A 22,709-nucleotide genomic window follows, 5' to 3' on the forward strand; every position below is an offset into this window, starting at 1 on the left:
AAGCAATGAGTCTGAATCCGAGAGATATCGTGGTGGTCGACTGTGTGCGTACCGCCATGGCCAAGGCCAAGAACGGCGCCTTCCGACACGTGCGCGCCGAGAACCTCTCTGCCGCCGTCATGCAGTCGCTGTTCGAGCGCAATGCCGGCCTCGATCCGGCAGAGGTTGACGACGTGATCTGGGGCTGTGTCAACCAGACCCTGGAGCAGTCCATGAACATCGCCCGCAACGCGGCGATCCTGACCGGCATTCCGCGCAGCGTGCCGGCCCAGACGGTCAACCGCCTGTGTGGTTCCTCGATGAGCGCGCTGCATATCGCTGCGGCCAACATCAAGGCCGGCATGGGAGACTTCTACGTGATCGGTGGCGTGGAGCACATGGAGCACGTGCCCATGACCCACGGTGTTGACGTCAATCCGTCGGCCAGCAAGCATGTCGCCAAAGCGGCGATGATGATGGGCCTGACCGCCGAACTGCTGGGCAAGATGCATGGCGTCTCCCGTGAGGAGCAGGACGCCTTCGGCGTGCGTTCCCACCAGCGTGCCCAGGCGGCCATGGAGAAGGGCGGTTTCGACAACGAGATCATCGGCGTGGAGGGGCATGATGCCAATGGCTTCCGCACCCTGGTCAAGCGCGACGAGGTGATCCGTGCCGATGCCAGCCTGGAGAAGATGGCCGAGCTCAAGCCGGCCTTCGACCCGCGTGGCGGCACCGTCACTGCAGGCACCTCCTCGGCGCTCTCGGTGGGCGCCTCGGCCATGGCGGTGATGAGCTACGAGCGCGCCCAGGCGCTGGGTCTCGAGCCCATCGCTCGGGTGCTCTCCACCGGCGTGGCCGGCTGTGACGCCTCCATCATGGGCTATGGCCCGGTGCCGGCCTCGAAGAAGGCGCTCAAGGCCGCCGGCCTCACGGCCGACGATCTCGACACCGTGGAGCTCAACGAAGCCTTCGCCGCCCAGGCGCTGCCGGTGCTCAAGGATCTCGGGCTGCGTGATGTCATGGAGGAGAAGGTCAACCTGCATGGCGGCGCCATCGCCCTGGGCCACCCGCTGGGCTGCTCCGGCGCGCGCATCTGCACCACCCTGCTCAACGTGATGCGCGAGCGCGACACCACCCTGGGCCTGGCCACCATGTGTATCGGCATGGGCCAGGGCGTGGCCACGGTGTTCGAACGGCTGAAGTAGGGCCTCGGGTTTCCCTGAATACAAGCGGCGGCGCTCTCTGGACCGCCGCCGCTTGCGTTTGCAAGTGCCAAAGCTACAGCATGCCGCCCTCTAGCCCCGCGGCCATGGCCATGCCCAGTTCCTCCACCTGGCCGACGAAGTCCTCCTGCCACTCGCCGCGCAGGGTCAGCGGTTCCTGCACCCACTTCCAGCGCAGGCCGGTGATGATGCCCTCCACGGCCCGGCGGGTGCCGGTGCCGTCATGGCCGGCGCGGACATAGAGCGCGCAGGGCAGCCCCTGCTTTTCCTCCAGCACCGGGTAGTAGCTGCGGTCGAAGAAGTCCTTGAGGGCGCCGCTCATGTAGCCCAGGTTTTCCGTGGTACCAAGCAGGATGGCATCGCAGGCCAACACATCCTCGGGGCCGGCCTCCAGCGGTGCCTTGACGGTGATCTCCACGTCCTCGATATCGGGATGGCACGCCCCACGCTCGGCGGCCTCGAGCAGCCTGGCGGTGTTGGGGGAGGGGGCATGGGCGACGATCAGCAGGCGCTTGGGCATATTGACAGCTCCTCGGTTGTTTCCCAGGCTACATCGGCACTTATTCGCTTTCATCAGGAGGATCATCCATGGCATTCGCCCTGTCGACCCTGCGACTCTCCAGCCCCGCCTTCGAGGACGGGGGTGCCATTCCTGCCAAGCATACGGGTGAGGGCGATGATCTCTCGCCGGCACTGGTCTGGCAGGACGCCCCGAAGGGCACCAAGGGTTTCGCCCTGATCTGCCACGATCCGGACGCCCCGCTGGTGCAGAACGGCACCTACGGTTTCGTGCACTGGGTGCTCTACAACATTCCGGCGTCCACCGGCAGCCTGGAGGAGGCGACCCGGGTGGGAACTCGCGGCAAGAACGACTTCGGCAAGCTGGGCTACGGCGGCCCCATGCCCCCGGAAGGGCACGGCGACCACCGCTACTACTTCTGGGTGCTGGCGATGGACAAGCCCACCGACGACCTTCCCGAAGGGCTCTCGCTGCGTGACCTGCTGGTCAAGGTCGAGCCGCATCTGCTGGGCATGAATCGCCTGGTGGGCACCTACCGTCGCGGCTGATCATCTCCGCTCCAGACGACGACGCCCCGGTATCCTGATGGATGCCGGGGCGTCGTCATTTCCTGCCCTGGGTGGGGGCGCTGCCGGGTGGTCAGGCGATCACTCGGCCAGTGCCTCCAGCAGCACCCTGGCGACAGGCTCCGAGGAGGGCGGGTTTTGGCCGGTGATCAGGCGGCCGTCGCGGCAGGTATAGGGCGCGAAGTCATCCGCCTTGGAGTAGTCGGCGCCGGCGGCCTTCAAGGCCTCCTCCACCAGTTGCGGCACCACCTCGGTCAGCCCCACGGCGTCCTCCTCGCCGTTGGTGAAGCCGGTGACCCGGCGGCCTCGGACGAGCGGCTCCCCGTTGGCGTCGCGCGCATGGAGCAGCACGATGGGAGCGTGGCACACCGCCGCCACGGGCTTCTGCTGGGCCCAGAAGGTCTCGATCAGGCGGATGGAGTCGGGATTGTCCACCAGATCCCACAGCGGGCCATGGCCGCCGGGGTAGAAGATGGCATCGAAGTCGTCGGCGTTCACCTCGTCGAGACGACGGGTGGTGGCCAGTTGCTGCTGGGCTTCCGGGTCCTGCTTGAAGCGCCGGGTGGCCTCGGTCTGGCTCTCCTCGGCGTCGCTGCTGGGGTCCAGCGGCGGCTGGCCGCCGGCGGGCGAGGCGAGTACCACCTCGGCACCGGCATCCAGGCAGGCATAGTAGGGTGCCGCCAGCTCCTCCAGCCAGAACCCGGTGGGCTTGCCGGTGTCGCCGAGGCGGTCATGGGAGGTAAGGACCATCAGAATACGTTGGCTCATGGAGCTCTCCTGTCTGTAGCATTGTCTTCGCAAGCGTCGCGATCCATTGTGAAGCAAGAGCATGCCACTCGGGAATTGGAGTTTGGCTATGGCCGGCATGCAGGGTATCCATCATGTCGGCACGGGGAAGCGGAGGCCTGTCATGCCAGAGGGGCGTAACGACGTCTTGCGGGTCTACTACGACGGCATCTGCCCCGGTTGCCGGCGTGACCGCGCCCGCTACGAGCGCTGGGCCGGGGAGGCGGGCGCGCAGGTTCAGTGGTGCGACGTGACCGAGCATCAGCAGGCGCTACGGGACAGGGGCGTCGACCCCCAGGCGGCGCTGCTCTCGCTGCACGTGGAGGAGGAGGACGGGCGCATCAGCGAGGGCATCGACGCCTATATCCTGCTGATGCGCCGGGTGTCGCGGCTCAGGCCCCTGGCCTGGTTGATCGGTCTCCCCGGCGTCAAGTCGCTGCTGCGCCGGGGCTATGACGCCTGGGTCAGGCGACGCCTGGCGCGCCAGGGGCGCCTGCCGTAAAGGGCGTGTCATCTCGGCCTCTACGGCAGGTTGATGGCTGGCGAGCGTGGCGGTGTCTCAGTTTGCCTCCCGCGCCTTGCGCTCCTGGGGCAGCAGGGCCGAGTGGATCAGGGCGTTGACCGGGGTGGCCACCCCGGCCTCGCGGCCCAGGCGCACCACGGCCCCGTTCTGTGATTCCAGTTCGGAGGGGCGGCCGGCCATGATGTCGCGCTGCATGGAGGCGGTGCTCGCCTCGGGCAGGGCATCGATGAAGCCCAGCGCCCTCGCCTCGGCATCCTCGGGCAGGGCGATACCTCGCGCCCGGGCCACCGCGACGATCTCTGTGAGGATCTGCTCAATCATCTCGCGGGTCTCGGGCAGGCGGCGGGTCACGCCGATGGGTGCGCGGGTGATGGCTCCGATGCCGCTCATGGCGCAGATGAACAGGAACTTGCTCCACACCGCGGCCTGGATATCGTCGGGGATCTCGGCGGTGACGCCATGGGCCGCATCGAAGGCGGCCTTGAGGCGCTCGGCGCGCTCGCTCGTGTGGTTGTCGCGCTCGCCGAAGCGCACGAAGGGGGCGACGCCGGCATGCCTGATATGCCCCGGGGCCTCCTGCCAGGCGAGGATCCCGCACAGCCCCTCCAGTACGCTCTCCTTACCGAGTGCCTCGGCCAGGGTATCAGCGGCCTCGACACCGTTCTCCAGCGGGACCACCAGGGTCTCGGCCCCCACCAGGGGGCGTATCGCCTCGGCGGCCTCGCTGACCTGCCACGCCTTGACCGCCACGATGACGGCATCCACCACGCCGACGGTGTGCGGGTCGTCGGTTGCCTTCACCTCGGTCAGGTGCAGGTCGCCCTCGATGCTCGAGACTCGCAGCCCGTCGCGCTGCAGGGCGGCCAGGTGCTCGCCGCGGGCGATGAAGGTGACCTCGTGGCCGGCTGCGGCCAGGCGCGCGCCGAAGTAGCCGCCCACGCCGCCGCTGCCCATGATCGCGAAACGCATCCCTCTCTCCTCGTGCCGATGTCATCAGGCAGAGCCTACACCGCCGTGGCGCTAACGGCACGGCCGGCACCCCGGTTCAGCGTTCGCGGCGGGCCGACCAGTGGCGCTGCATCTCGAGGAAGGTGAGCGAAGCCGACCAGGTGATCAGCATGAAACCCAGCAGTGCCTCGCTGCCGGTGATGAAGCGGATCGGCCCGGTGGGAAATAGGTCACCGTAACCCAGGGTGCTGTAGGTGATGGCGGAGAAGTAGACGTAGTCGAGCAGGGTAACGGTCTCGAGTCCCACCAGCTGCCCTGCCAGGGGATGTTCGGCAAGCAGGGCCATGGCCACGCCGAAGATCCAGATCTCTGCCACATGGGCGCCAAACAGCACGAAGCTGAGCATCAGGAAGCGCCGGCGCAGGGTGCCATGGGCGCGTTCCAGTCCCCGCCAAAGCCGCATCGACACCTCGTAGTGCAGCAGGATGCAGAGCGTTACCGCGATCAGGGCAGTGGCCACGGCCCAGAAGTGGCCTGGATCCAGGTAGGCATCGAACACTGGAGGTACTCCGCTGGTCGGAAGCCGTCAGCCTAGCGTGATCCGACGACCCGCGTTAAGCCCCGCGCGACGCCATGACGCCCCGACGCGGCGGCTGGTAGGATGGAGGTATCCAACCAACCCGTGATGGTCCGGCCATGGGCCTGGCTGCCACGCCCCTGGACGTCGCCATGAAGAAGAGTTCCCCCGCGGTGGCACCGCTGGACGATACCCTCTCGCCGCTGGTACTCAAGCGGGTGGGTATCGACACCTATCGCGAAAACGTGGCCTACCTGCATCGCGAGTGCCACCTCTACCGTGCCGAGGGCTTCCAGGCCCTCTCCAAGGTGGAGGTGCGTGCCAATGGCCAGCGTATCCTCGCCAGCCTCAACGTGGTCGATGACCCCAGCATCGTCGACTGCCAGCAGCTCGGCCTCTCCGAGGACGCCTTCGTCTCGCTGGGGCTGGAGGAGGGACGGCCGGTGAGCGTCTCCCAGGCCGAGCCGCCGGCCTCGATTCCCGCCCTGCACCGCAAGATCCGTGGCGAGCGCCTCGAGCGCGACGACTACCGGGCGATCATCCAGGACATCGCCGAGCTGCGCTACTCGAAGATCGAGCTGACCGCCTTCGTGGTGGCCTGTGACCTGGGCGAGCTGGATCGCGAGGAGATCTTCTACCTCAGCGATGCCATGTGCCGGGTGGGGCGTCGCCTCGACTGGCACGAGCAGCCGGTGGTCGACAAGCACTGCATCGGCGGCATCCCCGGCAACCGGACCTCGATGCTGGTGGTGCCCATCGTCGCTGCCCACGGGCTGCTCTGCCCCAAGACCTCATCGCGAGCCATCACCTCGCCCTCGGGCACCGCCGACACCATGGAGGTGCTGGCCAACGTCGACCTGCCCTTCGACGCCCTGGGCGAGATCGTGCGTACCCATCGCGGCTGCCTCGCCTGGGGCGGCACCAGCCAGCTTTCGCCGGCCGATGACGTGCTGATCTCGGTGGAGCGCCCGCTCTCCATCGACTCACCGGGCCAGATGGTCGCCTCGATCCTCTCCAAGAAGGTCGCCGCCGGCTCCACCCACCTGCTGCTGGATATCCCCGTGGGCCCCCATGCCAAGGTGCGCTCCATGCCCGAGGCCCGCCAACTGCGCAAGCTGTTCGAGTTCGTTGCCGGACGCATGGGGCTGACGCTGGACGTGGTGATCACCGACGGCAGCCAACCCATCGGTCGCGGCATCGGCCCCATGCTCGAGGCCCGCGACGTGATGCAGGTGTTGACCAATCATCCTGATGCCCCCATGGACCTGCGCCAGAAGGCGCTGCGCCTGGCCGGGCGGATACTGGAGTTCGACCCCGACGTGCGCGGCGGTGACGGCTTTGGCATCGCCCGGGATATCCTCGATTCCGGGCGTGCCCTGGAGAAGATGCAGGCGATCATCGAGGCCCAGGGGGCGAAGCCCTTCGACCCGGAGAGTCCGCCCCTGGCGCCGCACCGCTTCGAGGTGTTGGCACCCGAGGATGGCGTGGTGGTGGGCATCGACAACCTCAAGCTGGCGCGCATCGCCAGGCTGGCCGGGGCGCCCAAGGCCCTCGGGGCGGGGGTCGACATGGCCGTGCGCCTGGGCGATACGATCAGGGCCGGCCAGACGCTCTATACCGTCTATGCCGCCTTCCGCAACGAGCTGTCGCTGGCCCACCAGTCCAGCGAGCGCGACAGCGGTGTGACCCTGGGGCAGCGTGATCAGCTGATGCACCTTAACGTGGAGATGTGATCCCTTGAACCGAGACAAGGCATGCGCACTCCTGCATTTCGCCGACGAGGCCGCCGCGGCTCGGCGCCTGGCCGACGCCACCGGCATGCAGTCACTGGCCGTCGAGCGCCACCGCTTCCCCGATGCCGAGCTGAAGCTGACCCTGCCCGTCAGCAGTGAGGGCGCCCTGCCCGAGAACCTGGTGGTCTATCGCAGCCTGGATCGGCCCAACGACAAGCTGGTCGAGCTGCTGCTGCTGGCCCGCCATGCGCGCCGCCAGGGCGTGAGGCGCCTGGTGCTGGTGGCGCCCTACCTCGCTTACATGCGCCAGGATATCGCCTTCCACCCCGGCGAGATCGTCAGCCAGACCATCGTCGGTGGCTTCCTGGCCGAGCTGTTCGACGCCGTGATCACCGTGGACCCGCACCTGCATCGCATCGAGCGCCTCGACCAGGCGATCCCCCTCGAGCACGCCATCGCGCTCTCCGGTGCGCCACGCCTGGCCGAACTGGTGGCCGAGAAGCGCCCCGCGGCACTGCTGCTGGGCCCGGACGAGGAGGCGAGGCAGTGGGTGGCCCAGGCTGCCGCGGTCACCGGCGGCGACTTCGGGGTGTGCCGCAAGGTACGCCACGGCGATCGTGATGTGTCGATCCAACTCCCCGAACTTTCTTTGGCGGGTCGCCAGGTGGTGCTGATGGACGACGTGGCGAGCTCCGGGCATACCGTGGCCCGGGCCACCGAGGCGTTGCTTGCCGCGGGCGCGGCGTCGGTGGACCTGGCCCTGACCCATGCGTTGTTTGCCGATGATGCCCTGGCGGTGATTCGCTCGGCCGGCGTAGGAGAAGTGTGGAGTACCGACTGTATTGCCCATCAGAGCAATGCCATCGCCATGGCGCCGGTGCTGGCCGAGGCCCTGGAAGGGTTGTGGTAACCCCCAGCCGGTCAAGGTGATGAATCCATACAAAACGACCGCGCCGCCCAGGAAGGCGGCGCGGTCGCAGGGTTGCTGTGCGGCTCAGGCGAAGGCGGGACGTGGCATGAAGGCCCTGAGGCTCTCCAGGCTCATCACCTTGTGACCGGTCTCGGGCTGGTCGGTCTGGAAGCCGATGTCGAAGCCCTGATCCTCCAGCCTTTCCTGCCAGAATTCCTGGGTGGCCAGTTCCTCGGCCTCGCCAGCGTTGGTGGCGTGGAAGATGCCGCCGCCGAGGTGGTGTTCATGGCCGCGGGGGTGGATAGCGTAGACGTCGACGAGGAAGGGTTGCATGACGCTCTCACTGGCTGGTGACTGTGAGACACATGATAGTCCCCTGCAGTGGATTTCCTGAGCGAATGTGAATGCCGTTGTCACACTCCCCATGACGCCAGTGCATCATTCCTCGCCGGCATGATGGATGCCGCAAACGACAGGACCCCGCATGCAGGCATGCGGGGTCCTGGTGTCGGTGTCACGACAGGCGTCGCGGAGTATCGGTCAGCTCTGCTGGTCTGCCGGTTTCTCGCCACCACGATGGCCCAGCGGACCGGCCTGGTCGAGGCGCGGATGGTGGTCGAGGAACTCGCGGTGCGGGTCGGGCAGGGCATCCAGGGCCTGCAAGCTGCGGGTGATGGCGTGGATCGCCGCCACCACATCCCGGGTGTTGCCGGTCTCCGAGATGGTGTGCATGTTGCGGATCGGGAAGCCGATGGAGGTGGCCACGCAGTCCACCGCGGCGAGCACGCCGGCCATGCCGTCGGTACCGGTGTCGACACCGGCGACGTCGCGCTGCATGGGGATGGCATGCTCGCGGGCGGTGCTCTCGATGATGCGGTTGAGCTGCTCGCTGGCGATGGAGCCCACCGACATGGTGAAGCCCTTGCCCATCTCCAGAGGCTGCATGCGGCGGTCGCCGATGCCGGGTGCGGCCACATAGTCGTGGTTGACGTCCACGGCGATGATGGCGTCCGGCTCGAGCTCCCCGGCCAGCACCCGGCTGCCGAAGCGGCCGATCTCCTCGTAGCTGGCGATGGCGAACATCACCCTGACCTTCTCAGTGCCGCCTGCCTCGGCGATCAGTCGCGCCACCTCGGCGGTGACGAAGCAGCCCAGGCCGTTGTCGAGGTAGGCGCCGTAGAAGGTGTCCGGGCTGAAGCCGTGGCGGATGGGACGCTCCAGCAGGATGGCGTCGCCGGGACGCACGCCCAGGTTCTCCACCTGCTGCTTCTTGTTGTCGCCATGGATCTGCAGGTCGAGGTAGAGCTGCTCCTTCTTGATGCCCTTGTCACCATTGCGCTGGGCCGGGTCGGAGAAGTGGATGGCGCCCAGTGCCTCCACGGTGCCGCCCTCGATGCGCCGGTAGCTTCCCGGTGCCTCGGGGTCCTCGCTGAACAGGGTCACCTCATGGCCGACCAGCACGTTGGGCAGGAAGGAGTCGCTGTTGATCCAGATCTTGCCGTCCTCGCCGATGGAGCGCACCTGCATGCGGATCTTGTCGGCGTGGCCGATGATCATCACCTTGAAGAGGTCGTCGCGGCCCGGGTGGGTGTCCAGCACCACACCGGCGTGCCCCTTGAACTGGTGGAGTTGCCAGCCATCGGGGGCAAAGCGCTCGAAATGGGGCTTGAGCACGCCGTAGGTCATGGCCCCTTCGAGCCCCACGGGGCTTGGTGCGGCGAGGATCTTGCGCATCAGCTCGAACTGCTCCTCGGGCATGGCGGACGTCCAGGGGGTATCGCTCATTCGTTGGTTCTCCTTGCATGGCGGGCGCCATGACCGGCGCCCGCGTCGTGATGGGTGTCGAGACGTGGGTCAGGCGCGCTGGGGAAGCAGGACGCCCAGCCGCTGGCGCAGCGGCTTGATGGCGAGTACCAGCAGTACCACCAGGGCCGCCGCTTCCAGCCATTCGGGCAGCAGTTCCTGCACCCCCTCGACCTGATCCGGGATATTCAGTTGCCAGACATTGGCCAGGACATCGGTGCCCAGCCCCAGCAGTAACACGCTGGTCAGGATGCCGGCCAGGTAGGCGATCAGCGCATGGCCCCCCAGTTCCCGGCGCAGCACCCCCAGGGTAGCCAGGCTGGTGACGGGGGCGGCCACCAGGAAGACCAGCACGGTGCCCGGCGAAACGCCGGCCAGCAACAGGCCAGCGGCTATCGGGGTGGCCGCGGTGGCGCACAGATACATGGGAATGCCGATCACCGCCATCAACAGCATGGCGGGGAGCCCGCTGCCGAAGGCGGCGAGCTGTTCGGCGGGCACCAGAGCGATCAGGGCACCGGCCACTACCAGGCCGACGAGCAACCAGCGGCTGATATCATCGAGGATATCGCTGAAGGCATAGCGCAGCCCGCCTGACAGGCGCCGGGCGAGGGGCTCGGGACCCTCGGGCTGGCTGCCCGAACCGGCACAGCCACCGCTCGCGCAGCAGCCGGAGCCGGCTGGTGTTGCCGCAGGAGCGGCGGGTGCAGCGCTTGCGGTGGTGCCGACCAGCAGCCCCGTGGCAATGGCGGTGATCACGGCGGTAAGTGCCCTGGCGGCGGCCATGAAGGGGCCCAGCAGGGCATAGCTGATGGCCAGCGAGTCGACGCCGATGCCCGGGGTGCCGATCAGGAAGGCGGTGGTCGGGCCGCGCGCGGCGCCGCCACGGTGCAGTGCCAGGGCGGTGGGAATGGCGCCACAGGAGCACAGTGGCAGCGGGGCGCCGATGATGGCGGCGCGGGTCACGCTGGCCACGCCGCGCCCGCCGACCCAGCGCTGCAGCAGCTGCTCGGGGAGCAGCGCCTTGATCAGGCCGGCGATGGTCAGCCCCAGCAACAGCCAGGGAGCGGCCGAGAGGGCAACCTGCAGGATGGCGTGAATCAGCGTCATGGCGATAGGCTCCCATGAGTGTGTTTCCCCAGCTTACCATGCACCGGCCCCCACTCAGCAGTGGCTGCCTGGCGTCACCGGATATGCGAAGCTGGCATTGAGGATATCGGTGAATCGGGGGAGCAGCATGCAAGGATACAAGCGTGGCGACCTGGAGCAGGAGCATCATCCCGAGGCCATTCGCCGCCGCCTGCAGGGCGGCAATGCTGGGCAGAGCCTGCCCGATGCCATCCTCGGTGGCATCGACGGCTGCGTGACCACCTTTGCAGTGGTGTCGGGTGCCTTCGGGGCCGGCTTCTCGGCCACGGTGGCGCTGGTGCTGGGCTTCGCCAACCTGCTGGCCGACGGTTTCAGCATGGCGATCAGCAACTACGAGGCGATCAAGGCGCAGCGTGAGCATGTCGACGGGGTGCGCCGCGATGAGCACCACCATATCGACGTGATCCCCGATGGCGAGCGCGAGGAGATCCGCCAGATATTTATCGCCAAGGGCTTCAAGGGGGAGGTGCTGGAGCAGGTGGTGGAGACCATCTGCAGCGACCGCGAGCTATGGGTGGAGACCATGCTGCGCGAGGAGCATGGCCTGCAGACCGAGGGGCTGAGCCCTCTGCGTTCGGGGCTTGTGACCTTTGCCGCCTTCCTGGTGGTGGGCGCGGTACCGCTGCTGCCCTACGCCGTGCCCGGCCTGGCCACCAATACCCAGTTCCTGGCGAGCCTTGCTCTCGCCGGAGTGATGTTCTTCCTGATCGGCATGGGCAAGAGTCTCGTCTACCACCAGCCGGTGCTGGCCTCCGGCGTGCGTACCCTGTTGATGGGGGGCGCCGCGGCGGGGCTCGCCTTCCTCACCGGCCATCTCGCCCAGGCCCTGTTCGGCGTCGGCCTCTAGTTGGCCCGGAGAAACAAGCAACGCCACGCATGGGCGTGGCGTTACGGTGGTGAACTGGCGCTGAATGGGCTCGCCTCAGTGCCCGGGCCAGGCCCTGGGGTCGACCTTGTCGGCCAGCCTGGGGAAGCGGCTTGGGTCGAAGGTGGGGGCCTGCCCCGCCTTGAGCTGGCGCTCATAGTCCCGGAACAGCGCGAAGGCCACCGGTGAGAGCAGCAGAATGGCGACCAGGTTGATCAGTGCCATCATGCCCATGGAGAGGTCGGCGAAGTTCCAGATGGCCCCCAGGCTTGCCATGGATCCGACCATTACCATTCCCAGCACGGCCAGGCGATAGAGCAGGATGGCCAGTGGTGCGCGGCGCGGGCCGGCCAGGTACTCCACGTTGGATTCGCCATAGGAGTAGTTGGCGATCACCGAGGTGAAGGCGAACAGCAGGATGGCAATGGCGATGAACTTGCCACCCCACTCGCCCACGTGCTGGGAGAGTGCGATCTGAGTGAGCTGGATGCCATTGGCCTGGTCGCTGGCCAGCAGCTCGGGGCCTGCCATGATGATGATGGCCGCGGTGGCGGTGCAGATCACCAGGGTGTCGAGGAAGACACCGAGCATCTGGATGAAGCCCTGGGCCGCGGGGTGATTGGGGTGAGTGGTGGCGGTGGCCGCGGCGTTGGGAGCCGAGCCCATGCCCGCCTCGTTGGAGAACAGCCCGCGCTTGATACCGTTCATGATGGCCTGGGCCACCGCATAGCCCACCGCGCCGCCGGCAGCCTGTTCGAGTCCGAAGGCGCTCCTGATGATGGTGCCCAGCGCTGCGGGCAGGTCGCCGATATTGAGCAGTACCACGGTCACCGCCAGCAGCAGGTAGAGCAGCGCCATCAGCGGCACCACCAGTTCGGCGACCCGGGCAATGGACTTGAGGCCACCGAAGATGATCGGTGCGACCACCACGACCAGTACCAGGCCCATGGCCCAGGTGGGTACCGCGAAGGCCTCCTGCATCGCCTGGGCGATGGAGTTGGCCTGTACGCTGTTGAAGGCCAGGCCGAAGGCAATGATCAGGCAGATCGAGAAGAGCACGGCCAGCCAGCGCAGGCCCAGGCCACGCTCGATGTAGCGCGCCGGACCGCCGCGGAAGGTCTGGTCACCGTGATCGACCTTGTAGGCCTGGGCCAGGGTGGATTCCACGAAGCTGGTGGCCATGCCGACCAGAGCCGTCATCCACATCCAGAAGATGGCGCCGGGGCCGCCGAAGTAGATGGCCACGGCGACGCCGGCCAGGTTGCCGGTGCCTACCCGAGCCGCCAGGCTGGTTGAGAGCGCCTGGAATGAGGAGATGCCACCGTCCCCCTCGCGGGAGTGTCTCAGCAGCTTGAACATATGGCCGAAGTAGCGGAACTGGATACCGCGAGTCATCACGGTGAAGTACAGACCGGCGCCGATCAGCAGGTAGATCAGTACGCTGCCCCACAGCAGGCCATTGCCGCCGTCTACCAGTCGGTTGAAGAATTCCATGAAAGTCGCCTGATTTGCGATGGGTTCGGGCGGCTATTCTTCATTTTCCGTTTCTGTTGGCAACTCTTTCCGCAGGGGAGTGTTGTTATGGTTTTTTCTTTTGCCTTGTTGGTGGAGGCAAGGGAGCCATGCTTGACATGTATCAAGTCGAGCGGGCGGGGCTGGTCTAGGCTGCTGATTGAGGGACCTGCCATTGCGGGCGTGGTGACGAGCGTCGCCGGGAGCTGCGTGCCGGGTCCTGCCATCAACCTGTTGCCAAGAGTCTGGAGGGTGCCTGTATGGCCAAGAAATCCAAGGAAACGTCCCCGGCTCCGAAAACGGCGTCGCGGAGCGTCAGTCCCTTGCAGGAGTTCGATCGCTTCTTCGATAACGTCTTCGATCGCGGCTGGATGCCCATGCTGCATCGCGACCACTCGCTGTGGGAGCGCTTTGCCGGGTTCGACAAGGGCATGCCCAAGGTCGACGTGATCGAGCGTGATGCCGAGGTAGTGGTGCGCGCCGAGGTGCCCGGCTTCGAGCGCGAGGATCTCGAGGTGTCGGTCAGCGACCGCAGCGTCACCGTCAAGGGCGAGCACCGGCAGGAGAGCAAGGAGGAGGAGGGCGAGTTCTATCGCTCCGAGATCACCACCGGCTCCTTCAGTCGCAGCGTGCCGTTGCCCAGCGATATCGACGCCGACAAGGCCGAGGCGAGCTTCAAGAACGGCATCCTCGAGTTGACCCTTCCCAAGCTCAACAAGGCCACTCGGCGCAAGGTCGAGGTCAAGTGAGCTAGCCGAGGAAGGCGCCGCGATGGAAGGCAGCGGCGGCTTCCACTTCGGCTATCCCGCGCTGCCCGGGTTCCGGCGGCGCCTCTCCGGCCAGCACGCGCAGCACCGCGCTGACCCCGCGTGACAGGGAGATGAGGTTGTAGCCTCCCTCCAGCACAAAGACCAGTCGACCTCCGCACTGCTCCCGGGCCAGGGCCTGGAGGATGCCGGTCATGGCGGCAAAGCCGTCATAGGAAACATTCAAGGCCAGGTCATGGCTGTGGGGATCGAAGCCCGCGGACACCAGGATCAGGTCGGGCCGAAAGCACTTCGCCGCGGGAACCAGGATCTCGCGGAACGCCTTGAGGTAGGCGGCGTCACCGGCATCGGCCGGTAGCGGCACGTTGACGTTGGTTCCATCACCGAGGCCTACCCCGACCTCCTCCAGGCTGCCAGTGCCGGGGTAGAAGGGTGCGCCGCGGTGGATGTCGAAGAGCAGCACGTCGGGATCGGCCCAGAAGATGTCCTGGGTACCGTTGCCGTGGTGGGCATCCCAGTCGACGATCATCACTCGCTCGCAGCCCAATATCGCCTGGGCATGGGCGGCGGCTACCGCCACGTTGTTGAACAGGCAGAAGCCCCGGGCGCGAACCGGCTCGGCGTGATGGCCCGGGGGCCTCACCAGGGCGAAGCTGCTCTCCGCGCGTCCCTCGATCACCGCCTCCACTGCCGCGATCGCCGTGCCGGCGGCCACCTCGGCCGCTTCGACGCTGCCGGGTGACACCGCCGTGGTGTCCACGTCCAGCCAGGCGCTCTTGCCGCGCAGCTGGAAGATGCTGTCGAGATAGGAGAGGGTGTGGACCCGTGCCAGCTGTTCGCGCGTCGCGGCCACGCCCGCCTCGAAGGTCACCCCGGGGACCGGCTCGAGTTCGAGGAAGTGGCGGATGGCAGTGAGCCTGGCGGGGTGTTCCGGGTACTTCCAGGGCACCCCGAGACCCGACAGCAGCGAGCGGATTCGCGTGTCCATGCGTCCCGGGAGGAATGGCGCCTCGATATCCGGCTCGTGGGCCAGCATGCGCTCGTCATAGAAGGCGATCACCCGATTCTGGTCGCTCACGGCTGGGGCTCCCTGATGGTCGAGGCCCGGCTGGAGGTGGGCCCGCCTTCCCAGCATAGCCGGCCAGGCGGCGCGCTGTCCGACGGGGATGCATATTGCGTCACCCACGGGCCCGTCAGTTTTCGGGCAGGCAGCGCGGCAGGCTGTCATGCAGGGTGCGCGGCACAATGCCGAGGTCGGCGAAGCCCCCAGCGTCCGGGTCGGCCAGGTTGTCGCGCTGCATCAGCCACACCTGGTCCCGGGTCAGCGGCGGCGAGGGCAGCGGGGAGAGCAGGGCGGCGGCCAGGCGCCAGGCGAGGAAGGGCAGCGGCACCAGCCGCGGATGACGCTCCAGCTGCGCCGCCACCCGCTGGACCAGTTCGCGGTAGCTGAGGATCTCGGGGCCACCCAGCTCGAAGAGTCGGCGCGCCACCGGGCGAGAGCCGCTCAGGCGCACCGCGGCGCGGGCCACGTCGTCCACATGCACCGGCTGCAGCCGGGTGGCGCCTCGCCCGAACAGCGGCACCAGCGGCAGGCGTACCAGCCGGGCGAGGTTGGCCAGCAGGGCGTCATCGGGGCCGAACAGCACCGAGGGGCGCAGCAGGATCGCCTTGGGCAGCGCCTCGAGCACGGCGTCCTCGCCGGCGGCGCGGGCGCGCACATAGGCGGAAGGGGAGTCGGCGCTGGTGCCGATGCCCGAGACATGCACCAGTCGCGCGATGCTGGCCTCCCGGGCGAGCCTGGCCAGTCGGTCGGCCCCCTCCGCGTGGATCGTGGTGAAGGTCAGCCCCGCCCGGCGCCGCTCCACGTAGAGGCCTACCGCATTGATCGCGGCGACGCTGCCTGCCAGGGCGGCGGCCACCTGACTCTCGTCGCGAATATCGCACGCCACGCTCTCGATGCGGTCTCCGGGCTCGCGCCAGTCGGGCAGGCGCGGGTGGCGCGCGGCGATGCGTACCGCCCGGCCGGCCTCCACCAGCTCGCGCACGATGGCGCGGCCGAGGAAACCGGTGCCACCGAATACCGTGGTCGGGCCCTCCTGCATGCTGCTTCCTTCTCGTCGATCAAGAGCGTCAATCCTGCCAGGCCGGGCCGCGGCCGTCATGTGTCCGCTGGAGACCCGTGTCGCCGCGGTGTACGCTTGGCGGCTTTCCGTCACCCCGTCAGGAGCCCGCCATGAGCGATCTGCCCGTCTGTCCCGCCTGCTCTTCCCCCTATACCTATGAGGACGGCATCCAGTATGTCTGCCCGGAGTGCGGCCACGAGTGGTCCGGGGAAGCGAACGTCGAGAGCGACGACACCCTCCACGTACGCGATGCCAACGGCAACCCCCTGGCCGATGGCGACAGCGTGACCGTGATCAAGGACCTCAAGGTCAAGGGCTCCTCCCTGGTGGTGAAGGTGGGCACCAAGGTCAAGAATATCCGCCTGGTGGAGGGCGACCACGATATCGACTGCAAGGTCGACGGGGTCGGCCCCATGAAGCTGAAGTCCGAGTTCGTGAAGAAGGCATGAGCAGGCTCGGGGCAAGGGTTGCGATAGCGGGCAACAATGAGAACGATAGACGTTCTTGATGCGAATGGTGCCTATCGTGCTGTAAAGCTGCCCCTCTGGCAGGGAAACCGTCTTGCGGGCTTCACATCGAATTCATACAGGACTAAAATGGTCCGCAATCGAGGCACGGTATTCCGCCGGGCCGCTCGCTGACAGGAGGCTCGTCATGCTCAAGCTCTCGCGGCTGACCGACTATGCCGCCGTTGTGATGGCCCAGATTGCCCGTCATCCCGAGCAGCCCCAGGCGGCGGCCGAACTCGCCGAAGCGGTCCAGCTTCCGCATCCCACCGTCAGCAAGACGCTGAAGATGCTGGTCAAGGCGGGGTTGCTGGAGTCGCGGCGCGGTGCCCAGGGGGGATACTCCCTGGCGCGGCCCGCCTCCGAGATCACCGCCATCGACATCATCACCGCCATCGAGGGGCCGGTGGCGATGACCGAATGCAGTCATGCCGAGGGCGACTGTGACCTGGCCGCTACCTGCGGCGTGGCCGACAACTGGCAGCGCGTTTCGCTGGGGGTGCGTACCCTGCTCGGCAGCGTGACCCTGGCCCATCTGGCCAGCGCCTCGCCGATCAAGCTGCCGGTGCAGCTGCCCATCCAGAGCGTGAGCCTGGCCGCCGACACGGCCTGAGCCACTCAAGTTTCATCGGATTCAATCGGCGAGCCCGTCTCGCCGGCCCAACCGCCCGGGAGGGGAGAGATCATGGCAAGTCAGGAAATGGAACAGCTGGTCCGTCGCGACTACAAGGAAGGGTTCGTGACCGACATCGAGAGCGACACGCTACCGCCCGGCCTCGACGAGGATGTGATCGCCTTCATCTCGAACAAGAAAGGCGAGCCGGAGTGGATGCTGGAGTGGCGCCTGGACGCCTATCGCAAGTGGTTGAAGATGACGCCACCCTCCTGGGCGCACCTCGACTATCCGCCCATCGACTACCAGGCGATCTCCTACTTCAGCGCCCCCAAGCGCCCCGAGGATCGTCCCCAGAGCCTCGACGAGGTGGACCCCAAGCTGCTCGAGACCTACGAGAAGCTGGGCATCCCGCTGCACGAGCGCGCCGCCCTTGCCGGCGTGGCGGTGGACGCGGTGTTCGATTCCGTCTCGGTGACCACCACCTTCAAGGAGAAGCTGGCTGAGGCCGGGGTGATCTTCTGCTCCATCTCCGAGGCGGTGAAGGAGTACCCGGAGCTGGTCAAGCAGTACCTGGGCAGTGTGGTACCCCAGACCGATAACTACTTCGCGGCCCTCAACTCCGCGGTGTTTACCGACGGCTCCTTCGTCTTCGTGCCCAAGGGCGTGACCTGCCCCATGGAGCTCTCCACCTATTTCCGTATCAACGCCGAGAACACCGGCCAGTTCGAGCGCACCCTGATCATCTGCGAGGAGGGGGCCCAGGTCTCCTACCTGGAGGGCTGCACCGCGCCGATGCGTGACGAGAACCAGCTGCACGCCGCGGTGGTCGAGCTGGTGGCGCTGGATGACGCCTACATCAAGTACTCCACCGTGCAGAACTGGTATCCCGGCGACGAGGATGGCAAGGGCGGCATCTACAACTTCGTCACCAAGCGCGGCGACTGTCGTGGCGACCGCTCGCGGATCAGCTGGACCCAGGTCGAGACCGGCTCCGCCATTACCTGGAAGTATCCCTCCTGCGTGCTGCGCGGCAAGGACAGCAAGGGCGAGTTCTATTCGGTGGCGGTGACCAACGGCCGTCAGCAGGCCGATACCGGCACCAAGATGATCCATATCGGCGAGGGCTCGCGCTCCAGCATCATCTCCAAGGGGATCTCCGCCGGCCGCAGCAACCAGTCCTACCGTGGCCTGGTGAAAATCGGCCCACGGGCCAAGGGGGCACGCAACTTCACCCAGTGCGACTCGCTGCTGATCGGTGACAAGTGCGGCGCCCACACCTTCCCCTACCAGGAGATCGGCAACAGCACCGCCACCGTGGAGCACGAGGCCACCACCTCCAAGATCGGCGAGGACCAGCTGTTCTACTGCCAGAGCCGCGGCATCTCCGAGGAGGACGCGGTGAGCATGATCGTCAATGGCTTCTGCAAGGACGTCTTCCAGGAGCTGCCCATGGAGTTTGCCGTCGAGGCCGAGGCGCTGCTCAGCGTCACTCTCGAAGGCTCCGTCGGCTGATCACCCTGTTGCCAATCGCTTTCTCGAATCAAAAGGTATTCACGATGCTCGAAGTCAAGGATCTGCACGTCACGGTCGAGGGCAAGGAAATCCTCAAGGGCCTTTCCCTGACCATCAATGCCGGTGAGGTGCACGCCATCATGGGCCCCAACGGGGCCGGCAAGTCGACCCTCTCCTCGGTGATCGCCGGCAAGGAAGGCTACGAAGTCACCTCGGGCTCCATCACCTTCGAGGGCCAGGACGTGCTGGAGATGGAGGTCGAGGAGCGCGCCCAGGCCGGCCTGCTGCTGGGCTTCCAGCACCCCGTCGAGATCCCCGGGGTGAAGAACATCTACCTGCTCAAGTCGGCGCTCAACGCCCAGCGGGCGGCCCGCGGCGAGGGCGAGATGCCTGCCCCGGAGTTTCTCAAGCTGATCAAGGAGAAGATCGCCGAGATGCAGATGGACGCCAGCTTCCTGCAGCGTTCCGTCAATGAGGGCTTCTCCGGTGGCGAGAAGAAGCGCAACGAGATCCTGCAGATGCTGGTGCTGCAGCCGAAGCTCGCCATGCTCGACGAGATCGACTCCGGCCTCGACATCGACGCCCTGCGCGTGGTGGCCGACGGGGTCAACAGCCTGCGCGCCGAGGACCGTGGCATCCTGCTGGTGACCCACTATCAGCGCCTGCTCGACTACATCGTGCCCGATCGCGTGCACGTGCTGATCGACGGCCGCATCGCCAAGAGCGGCGACGCGGAACTGGCGCGCGAACTCGAATCCCGTGGCTACGACTGGGTGCTGGAGGAGTCTGCCGCATGAGTGAAGAGACACAACGTTTTCTCGACCGCCTGGCCGAGTTCCGCGCCGGCCGCCTCGAGACTCGGGGCCAGGAGCCGACCTGGATCGCCGCCCGGCGCCAGGCCGGTGCGGCCCGCTTCGAGGCGATGGGCTTCCCCACCCGCCGCGACGAGGCGTGGAAGTACACCGACGTGCGCGCCATCGCCCGGGGCGACTTCGCCCTGGCCGAGGATGCCGAGTTCTCCCAGGCGGGCGCGGCGGCCCTGACCCTGCCCATCGATGCGCACCGGCTGACCTTCGTCGACGGCGTCTTCGCCCCGGCCCTGTCGCGGCTCGACGACCTGCCGGCGGGTGTCAGCCTGGTGCCGCTCTCGGCGGCCCTGGAGGAGAACCACGAGGCGGTGGGTGGTCCGCTGGGGCGCCTCACCGGGGTCGAGTTCTCGCCCTTCTCGGCGCTCAATACCGCCTTCATGGAGGAGGGCGCCGTGCTGCGCCTGGCGCCGGGCACGGTGGTCGAGAAGCCGATCATCCTGCAGTTCCTTTCCAGGAACGGAGCGCAGCCGGTGATGAGCCATCCGCGCATCCTGGTCCAGGCCGGCGGGCGCAGCCAGGCGACCCTGGTCGAGCACCACGTGGGCGAGGAGGAGGCCGCCAACTTCACCAATCTGGTGGAGGAGATCATCCTCGAGCGCAACGCCATCCTTACCCACTACAAGCTGCAGGAGGCGCCGCTGGCTGACCTGCATGTGGCCTCGATCCACGTCGAGCAGGCCCGCGACAGCCGCTACACCTCGTTCAACCTGAACCTGGGTGGCGCCCTGGTGCGCACCGACCTGATCAGCGAGCTGAATGGCGAGAATGCCACCTGCGACTTCTATGGCCTGTTCTACGGCCAGGGACGTCAGCACGTGGACAGCCACACCCTGGCCAACCACAACGCGCCCCATACCTTCTCCAACGAGAACTACAAGGGCATCCTCGATGACCGCGCCCACGGCGTGTTCAACGGCAAGGTGGTGGTCAAGCGCGACAGCCAGAAGATCGAGGGCTTCCAGAGCAACGCCAACCTGCTGCTCTCCGACCGTGCCGAGATCGATGCCAAGCCGGAGCTCGAGATCTACGCCGATGACGTCAAGTGCTCCCACGGCACCACCACCGGCCAGCTCGACGAGGAGGCGATCTATGCCCTGCGCAGCCGTGGCATCGACCGCCAGACCGCCCGCGGTCTGCTGACCCTGGCCTTCGCCGGCGAGGTGCTGGAGGAGGTGAACCTGGATGCCATCGCCGAGCGTGTGGAGCTCGCCGTGGCCGGCAAGCTGCCCGAGCGCTTCAACCTGGCCGGGCTGGTGGAAGCCGCCGTGGCCATGGGTGATGAATAACCGAGAGCCCATGAGGAGGAGCCTGCCATGAACGACCTGGCCACCCGTGCCGCGGCGATGCCGAGTCTCGATGTCGCGGCGATCCGCGCGGACTTCCCGATCCTCTCCCGCCAGGTGCATGGCAGGCCGCTGGTCTATCTCGACAACGCGGCGACCAGCCAGACCCCGCGCCAGGTGATCGCGGCGTTCGACGCCTACTACGGCGGCTACAACGCCAATATTCACCGCGGGCTGCACACCCTGGCAGACGAGGCCACGGCGGCCTTCGAGGGCACCCGGGAAACGGTGCGCGGTTTCCTGAACGCAGCCGAGACCCGCGAGATCATCTTCACCCGCGGCACCACCGAGGCGATCAACCTGGTGGCCAACAGCTGGGGGCGCGCCAACCTCAAGGCCGGCGACGAGGTGCTGATCTCGCGCCTCGAGCACCACTCCAATATCGTGCCCTGGCAGCTGCTGGCCGCCGAGCTCGGCTTCACCATCAAGGTGATCCCGGTGGACGAACGCGGCGTTCTCGACCTCGACGCCTACCGCGAGCTCTTCACCGAGCGCACCCGGCTGGTGGCGGTGAACCATGTCTCCAACGCCTTCGGCACGGTCAACCCGGTCAAGGCGATGGCGGCGATCGCCCATGCCCACGGCGCGCTGATCCTGGTCGACGGCGCCCAGGCCACGCCCCACCAGGCGGTGGACGTGCGCGATATCGACGCCGACTTCTATGCCTTCTCCGGGCACAAAGTCTACGGCCCCACCGGTGTCGGCGTGCTCTACGGCAAGGCCGAGCTGCTCGAGGCGATGCCGCCCTGGCAGGGCGGTGGCGAGATGATCGCCACGGTCTCCTTCGAGGCCGGTACCACCTTCGCCGGGCTTCCCCACAAGTTCGAGGCCGGCACCCCGGCCATCGCCGAGGTGATCGCCCTGGGCGAGGCGCTGAAGTGGGTCGCCGGCGTCGGTCTCGACGCCATCGGCGCCTGGGAGGGCCGGCTGCTGGCCCACGCCACCGAGCGGGTCCTGCACATCGATGGCCTGCGCATCCTGGGCACCGCCCCGGACAAGGCCGGGGTGCTGTCGTTCGTGGTCGACGGCGCCCATGCCCAGGATATCGGTCTGCTGATCGACCAGCTCGGGGTGGCGATCCGTACCGGTCACCACTGTGCCCAGCCGCTGCTCGCCCACTTCGGCGTGGACGCCACCTGCCGGGCATCGTTCGCCGCCTACAACACCCTGGAAGAGATCGACGTCTTCGCCGAGGCCCTGGAACGCGTCATCGGCATGGTCAGGTAAGCCCCGGTCGGACAGGGAATCCGCCAGATAAAGGAACGCCATGAGCGATATCGAGCAGATAGCGAGCCTCCACAAGGGGCAGGAGCTGCCCTTGCAGCGCGACGTGGAGGTGATCTCCATCCCCTTCGGCAAGACCGTGACCCTCGCCGAGGACAGCGTGGTCAGCGTGATGCAGGCCAAGGGCAGCACGGTCAGTGTCGGCTTCGAGGGGCGCCTCTACCTGATCGAGGGCGCCAACCTCGACGCCCTGGGCCTGGAGGCGCTGCCGCGCCCGACCCTGCCCGAGGACGCCTCCGACGAGGAGATCGAGCAGTTCGTGTGGGACCAGCTGCGCACCTGTTTCGACCCGGAGATCCCGGTCAATATCGTCGACCTGGGGCTGGTCTACGGCTGTCGCCTCGAGCGGCTGATCAGCGGCGAGCGCATCGTCACCATCCGCATGACGCTCACCGCGCCGGGCTGCGGCATGGGCGACGTGATCGCCGCCGATGCGCGCAACAAGATCCTCGGTGCCCCGCAGATCAGCAAGGTACACACCGAGATCGTCTTCGATCCGCCCTGGAGCCGTGAGATGATGAGCGACGAGGCCAAGCTCGAGCTCGGCATGTTCTAGCGGCCTGTGCTCGCGGCACCTCGGGGAGGTCGACCGGGA

The 22,709-nt window shown here is 67.1% G+C and carries 24 protein-coding genes; 14 read left to right on the forward strand and 10 right to left on the reverse strand.

What is annotated here, in order from left to right; all coding sequences use genetic code 11:
- Window positions 1-5 precede the first annotated feature (5 nt).
- Entirely contained in the window at window positions 6-1,184 is a 1,179-nt protein-coding gene (gene fadA, locus GRB96_RS13305) for an acetyl-CoA C-acyltransferase FadA (protein ID WP_161432590.1), read from the forward strand.
- Window positions 1,185-1,257: 73 nt separating this feature from the next.
- Here fadA and GRB96_RS13310 read toward each other — a convergent pair whose 3' ends face one another.
- On the reverse strand, window positions 1,258-1,722 hold the full coding sequence (locus GRB96_RS13310; RefSeq protein WP_161432591.1) for a flavodoxin family protein: 465 nt from the start codon (window positions 1,720-1,722) through the stop codon (window positions 1,258-1,260).
- Between the two features lie 68 nt (window positions 1,723-1,790).
- Here GRB96_RS13310 and GRB96_RS13315 point away from each other — a divergent pair, with 68 nt between their 5' ends.
- On the forward strand, window positions 1,791-2,270 hold the full coding sequence (locus GRB96_RS13315) for a YbhB/YbcL family Raf kinase inhibitor-like protein (protein ID WP_161432592.1): 480 nt from the start codon (window positions 1,791-1,793) through the stop codon (window positions 2,268-2,270).
- Window positions 2,271-2,369: 99 nt separating this feature from the next.
- Here the strand turns inward: GRB96_RS13315 and GRB96_RS13320 are convergent, their stop codons facing one another.
- Window positions 2,370-3,056, reverse strand: a complete 687-nt coding sequence (locus GRB96_RS13320) for a type 1 glutamine amidotransferase domain-containing protein (protein ID WP_161432593.1) — start codon at window positions 3,054-3,056, stop codon at window positions 2,370-2,372.
- 142 nt (window positions 3,057-3,198) lie between these two features.
- On the opposite strand from GRB96_RS13320, the gene GRB96_RS13325 reads away from it, so the two are divergent.
- Window positions 3,199-3,576, forward strand: a complete 378-nt coding sequence (locus GRB96_RS13325; RefSeq protein ID WP_161432594.1) for a thiol-disulfide oxidoreductase DCC family protein — start codon at window positions 3,199-3,201, stop codon at window positions 3,574-3,576.
- A gap of 57 nt (window positions 3,577-3,633) precedes the next feature.
- Here the strand turns inward: GRB96_RS13325 and GRB96_RS13330 are convergent, their stop codons facing one another.
- Together GRB96_RS13330 and GRB96_RS13335 are read right to left on the reverse strand one after the other, a co-directional pair.
- A complete protein-coding gene (locus GRB96_RS13330; RefSeq protein ID WP_161432595.1) occupies window positions 3,634-4,566 on the reverse strand; it encodes a 2-dehydropantoate 2-reductase in 933 nt (310 codons plus the stop codon).
- Between the two features lie 76 nt (window positions 4,567-4,642).
- Complete coding sequence (locus GRB96_RS13335; protein ID WP_232913090.1) at window positions 4,643-5,104, reverse strand: potassium channel family protein; 462 nt, start codon at window positions 5,102-5,104, stop codon at window positions 4,643-4,645.
- A gap of 170 nt (window positions 5,105-5,274) precedes the next feature.
- Between GRB96_RS13335 and GRB96_RS13340 the strand changes: the two genes are divergently transcribed.
- On the forward strand, window positions 5,275-6,855 hold the full coding sequence (locus GRB96_RS13340; protein ID WP_161432596.1) for a thymidine phosphorylase family protein: 1,581 nt from the start codon (window positions 5,275-5,277) through the stop codon (window positions 6,853-6,855).
- A gap of 4 nt (window positions 6,856-6,859) precedes the next feature.
- Complete coding sequence (locus tag GRB96_RS13345) at window positions 6,860-7,765, forward strand: ribose-phosphate diphosphokinase (RefSeq protein WP_161432597.1); 906 nt, start codon at window positions 6,860-6,862, stop codon at window positions 7,763-7,765.
- A gap of 84 nt (window positions 7,766-7,849) precedes the next feature.
- On the opposite strand, the gene GRB96_RS13350 is transcribed toward GRB96_RS13345, so the two are convergent.
- The 3 genes from GRB96_RS13350 to GRB96_RS13360 all read right to left on the reverse strand — a co-directional run bounded on the left by GRB96_RS13350 (window position 7,850) and on the right by GRB96_RS13360 (window position 10,678).
- Window positions 7,850-8,098, reverse strand: coding sequence for a hypothetical protein (locus GRB96_RS13350; RefSeq protein ID WP_161432598.1), 249 nt, complete (start codon window positions 8,096-8,098; stop codon window positions 7,850-7,852).
- Window positions 8,099-8,305: 207 nt separating this feature from the next.
- Window positions 8,306-9,550, reverse strand: a complete 1,245-nt coding sequence (locus GRB96_RS13355) for a M20/M25/M40 family metallo-hydrolase (protein ID WP_161432599.1) — start codon at window positions 9,548-9,550, stop codon at window positions 8,306-8,308.
- Window positions 9,551-9,619: 69 nt separating this feature from the next.
- On the reverse strand, window positions 9,620-10,678 hold the full coding sequence (locus GRB96_RS13360; protein WP_205743539.1) for an SO_0444 family Cu/Zn efflux transporter: 1,059 nt from the start codon (window positions 10,676-10,678) through the stop codon (window positions 9,620-9,622).
- 127 nt (window positions 10,679-10,805) lie between these two features.
- Here GRB96_RS13360 and GRB96_RS13365 point away from each other — a divergent pair, with 127 nt between their 5' ends.
- Entirely contained in the window at window positions 10,806-11,564 is a 759-nt protein-coding gene (locus GRB96_RS13365; RefSeq protein WP_161432600.1) for a VIT1/CCC1 transporter family protein, read from the forward strand.
- 75 nt (window positions 11,565-11,639) lie between these two features.
- Here GRB96_RS13365 and GRB96_RS13370 read toward each other — a convergent pair whose 3' ends face one another.
- Entirely contained in the window at window positions 11,640-13,076 is a 1,437-nt protein-coding gene (locus tag GRB96_RS13370) for an alanine/glycine:cation symporter family protein (RefSeq protein WP_161432601.1), read from the reverse strand.
- A 341-nt stretch (window positions 13,077-13,417) separates the two neighbouring features.
- On the opposite strand from GRB96_RS13370, the gene GRB96_RS13375 reads away from it, so the two are divergent.
- Window positions 13,418-13,843 (forward strand): Hsp20/alpha crystallin family protein, encoded by a 426-nt coding sequence (locus GRB96_RS13375; RefSeq protein ID WP_161432602.1) that lies wholly within the window; start codon window positions 13,418-13,420, stop codon window positions 13,841-13,843.
- A gap of 1 nt (window position 13,844) precedes the next feature.
- Here GRB96_RS13375 and GRB96_RS13380 read toward each other — a convergent pair whose 3' ends face one another.
- Window positions 13,845-14,939 (reverse strand): histone deacetylase family protein, encoded by a 1,095-nt coding sequence (locus GRB96_RS13380; protein ID WP_338074041.1) that lies wholly within the window; start codon window positions 14,937-14,939, stop codon window positions 13,845-13,847.
- A gap of 115 nt (window positions 14,940-15,054) precedes the next feature.
- Window positions 15,055-15,963 carry a complex I NDUFA9 subunit family protein gene (locus tag GRB96_RS13385; protein WP_161432603.1) on the reverse strand — a complete coding sequence of 303 codons (909 nt, stop codon included), beginning with the start codon at window positions 15,961-15,963 and terminating at the stop codon, window positions 15,055-15,057.
- A gap of 131 nt (window positions 15,964-16,094) precedes the next feature.
- Here GRB96_RS13385 and GRB96_RS13390 point away from each other — a divergent pair, with 131 nt between their 5' ends.
- The 7 genes from GRB96_RS13390 (at window position 16,095) to sufT (ending at window position 22,670) form a co-directional block, all read left to right on the forward strand.
- Window positions 16,095-16,433 (forward strand): zinc ribbon domain-containing protein YjdM, encoded by a 339-nt coding sequence (locus GRB96_RS13390; RefSeq protein WP_161432604.1) that lies wholly within the window; start codon window positions 16,095-16,097, stop codon window positions 16,431-16,433.
- 205 nt (window positions 16,434-16,638) lie between these two features.
- Complete coding sequence (locus GRB96_RS13395) at window positions 16,639-17,103, forward strand: SUF system Fe-S cluster assembly regulator (protein WP_161432605.1); 465 nt, start codon at window positions 16,639-16,641, stop codon at window positions 17,101-17,103.
- A gap of 72 nt (window positions 17,104-17,175) precedes the next feature.
- Window positions 17,176-18,618: a Fe-S cluster assembly protein SufB gene (sufB, locus tag GRB96_RS13400; protein WP_161432606.1), complete on the forward strand. Its 1,443-nt coding sequence runs from the start codon at window positions 17,176-17,178 to the stop codon at window positions 18,616-18,618.
- 44 nt (window positions 18,619-18,662) lie between these two features.
- On the forward strand, window positions 18,663-19,415 hold the full coding sequence (gene sufC, locus GRB96_RS13405) for a Fe-S cluster assembly ATPase SufC (protein ID WP_161432607.1): 753 nt from the start codon (window positions 18,663-18,665) through the stop codon (window positions 19,413-19,415).
- Window positions 19,412-20,773, forward strand: a complete 1,362-nt coding sequence (sufD, locus tag GRB96_RS13410; RefSeq protein ID WP_161432608.1) for a Fe-S cluster assembly protein SufD — start codon at window positions 19,412-19,414, stop codon at window positions 20,771-20,773. Before sufC ends, sufD begins: the two co-directional genes overlap by 4 nt.
- Window positions 20,774-20,800: 27 nt before the next feature.
- Entirely contained in the window at window positions 20,801-22,057 is a 1,257-nt protein-coding gene (locus tag GRB96_RS13415; protein ID WP_161432609.1) for a cysteine desulfurase, read from the forward strand.
- Window positions 22,058-22,097: 40 nt separating this feature from the next.
- Entirely contained in the window at window positions 22,098-22,670 is a 573-nt protein-coding gene (gene sufT, locus GRB96_RS13420) for a putative Fe-S cluster assembly protein SufT (RefSeq protein WP_161432610.1), read from the forward strand.
- The last annotated feature ends 39 nt before the right edge of the window (window positions 22,671-22,709 follow it).

Source organism: Halomonas alimentaria (assembly GCF_009902005.1).
In the GTDB taxonomy this organism is placed as follows: Bacteria; Pseudomonadota; Gammaproteobacteria; order Pseudomonadales; family Halomonadaceae; genus Halomonas; species Halomonas alimentaria.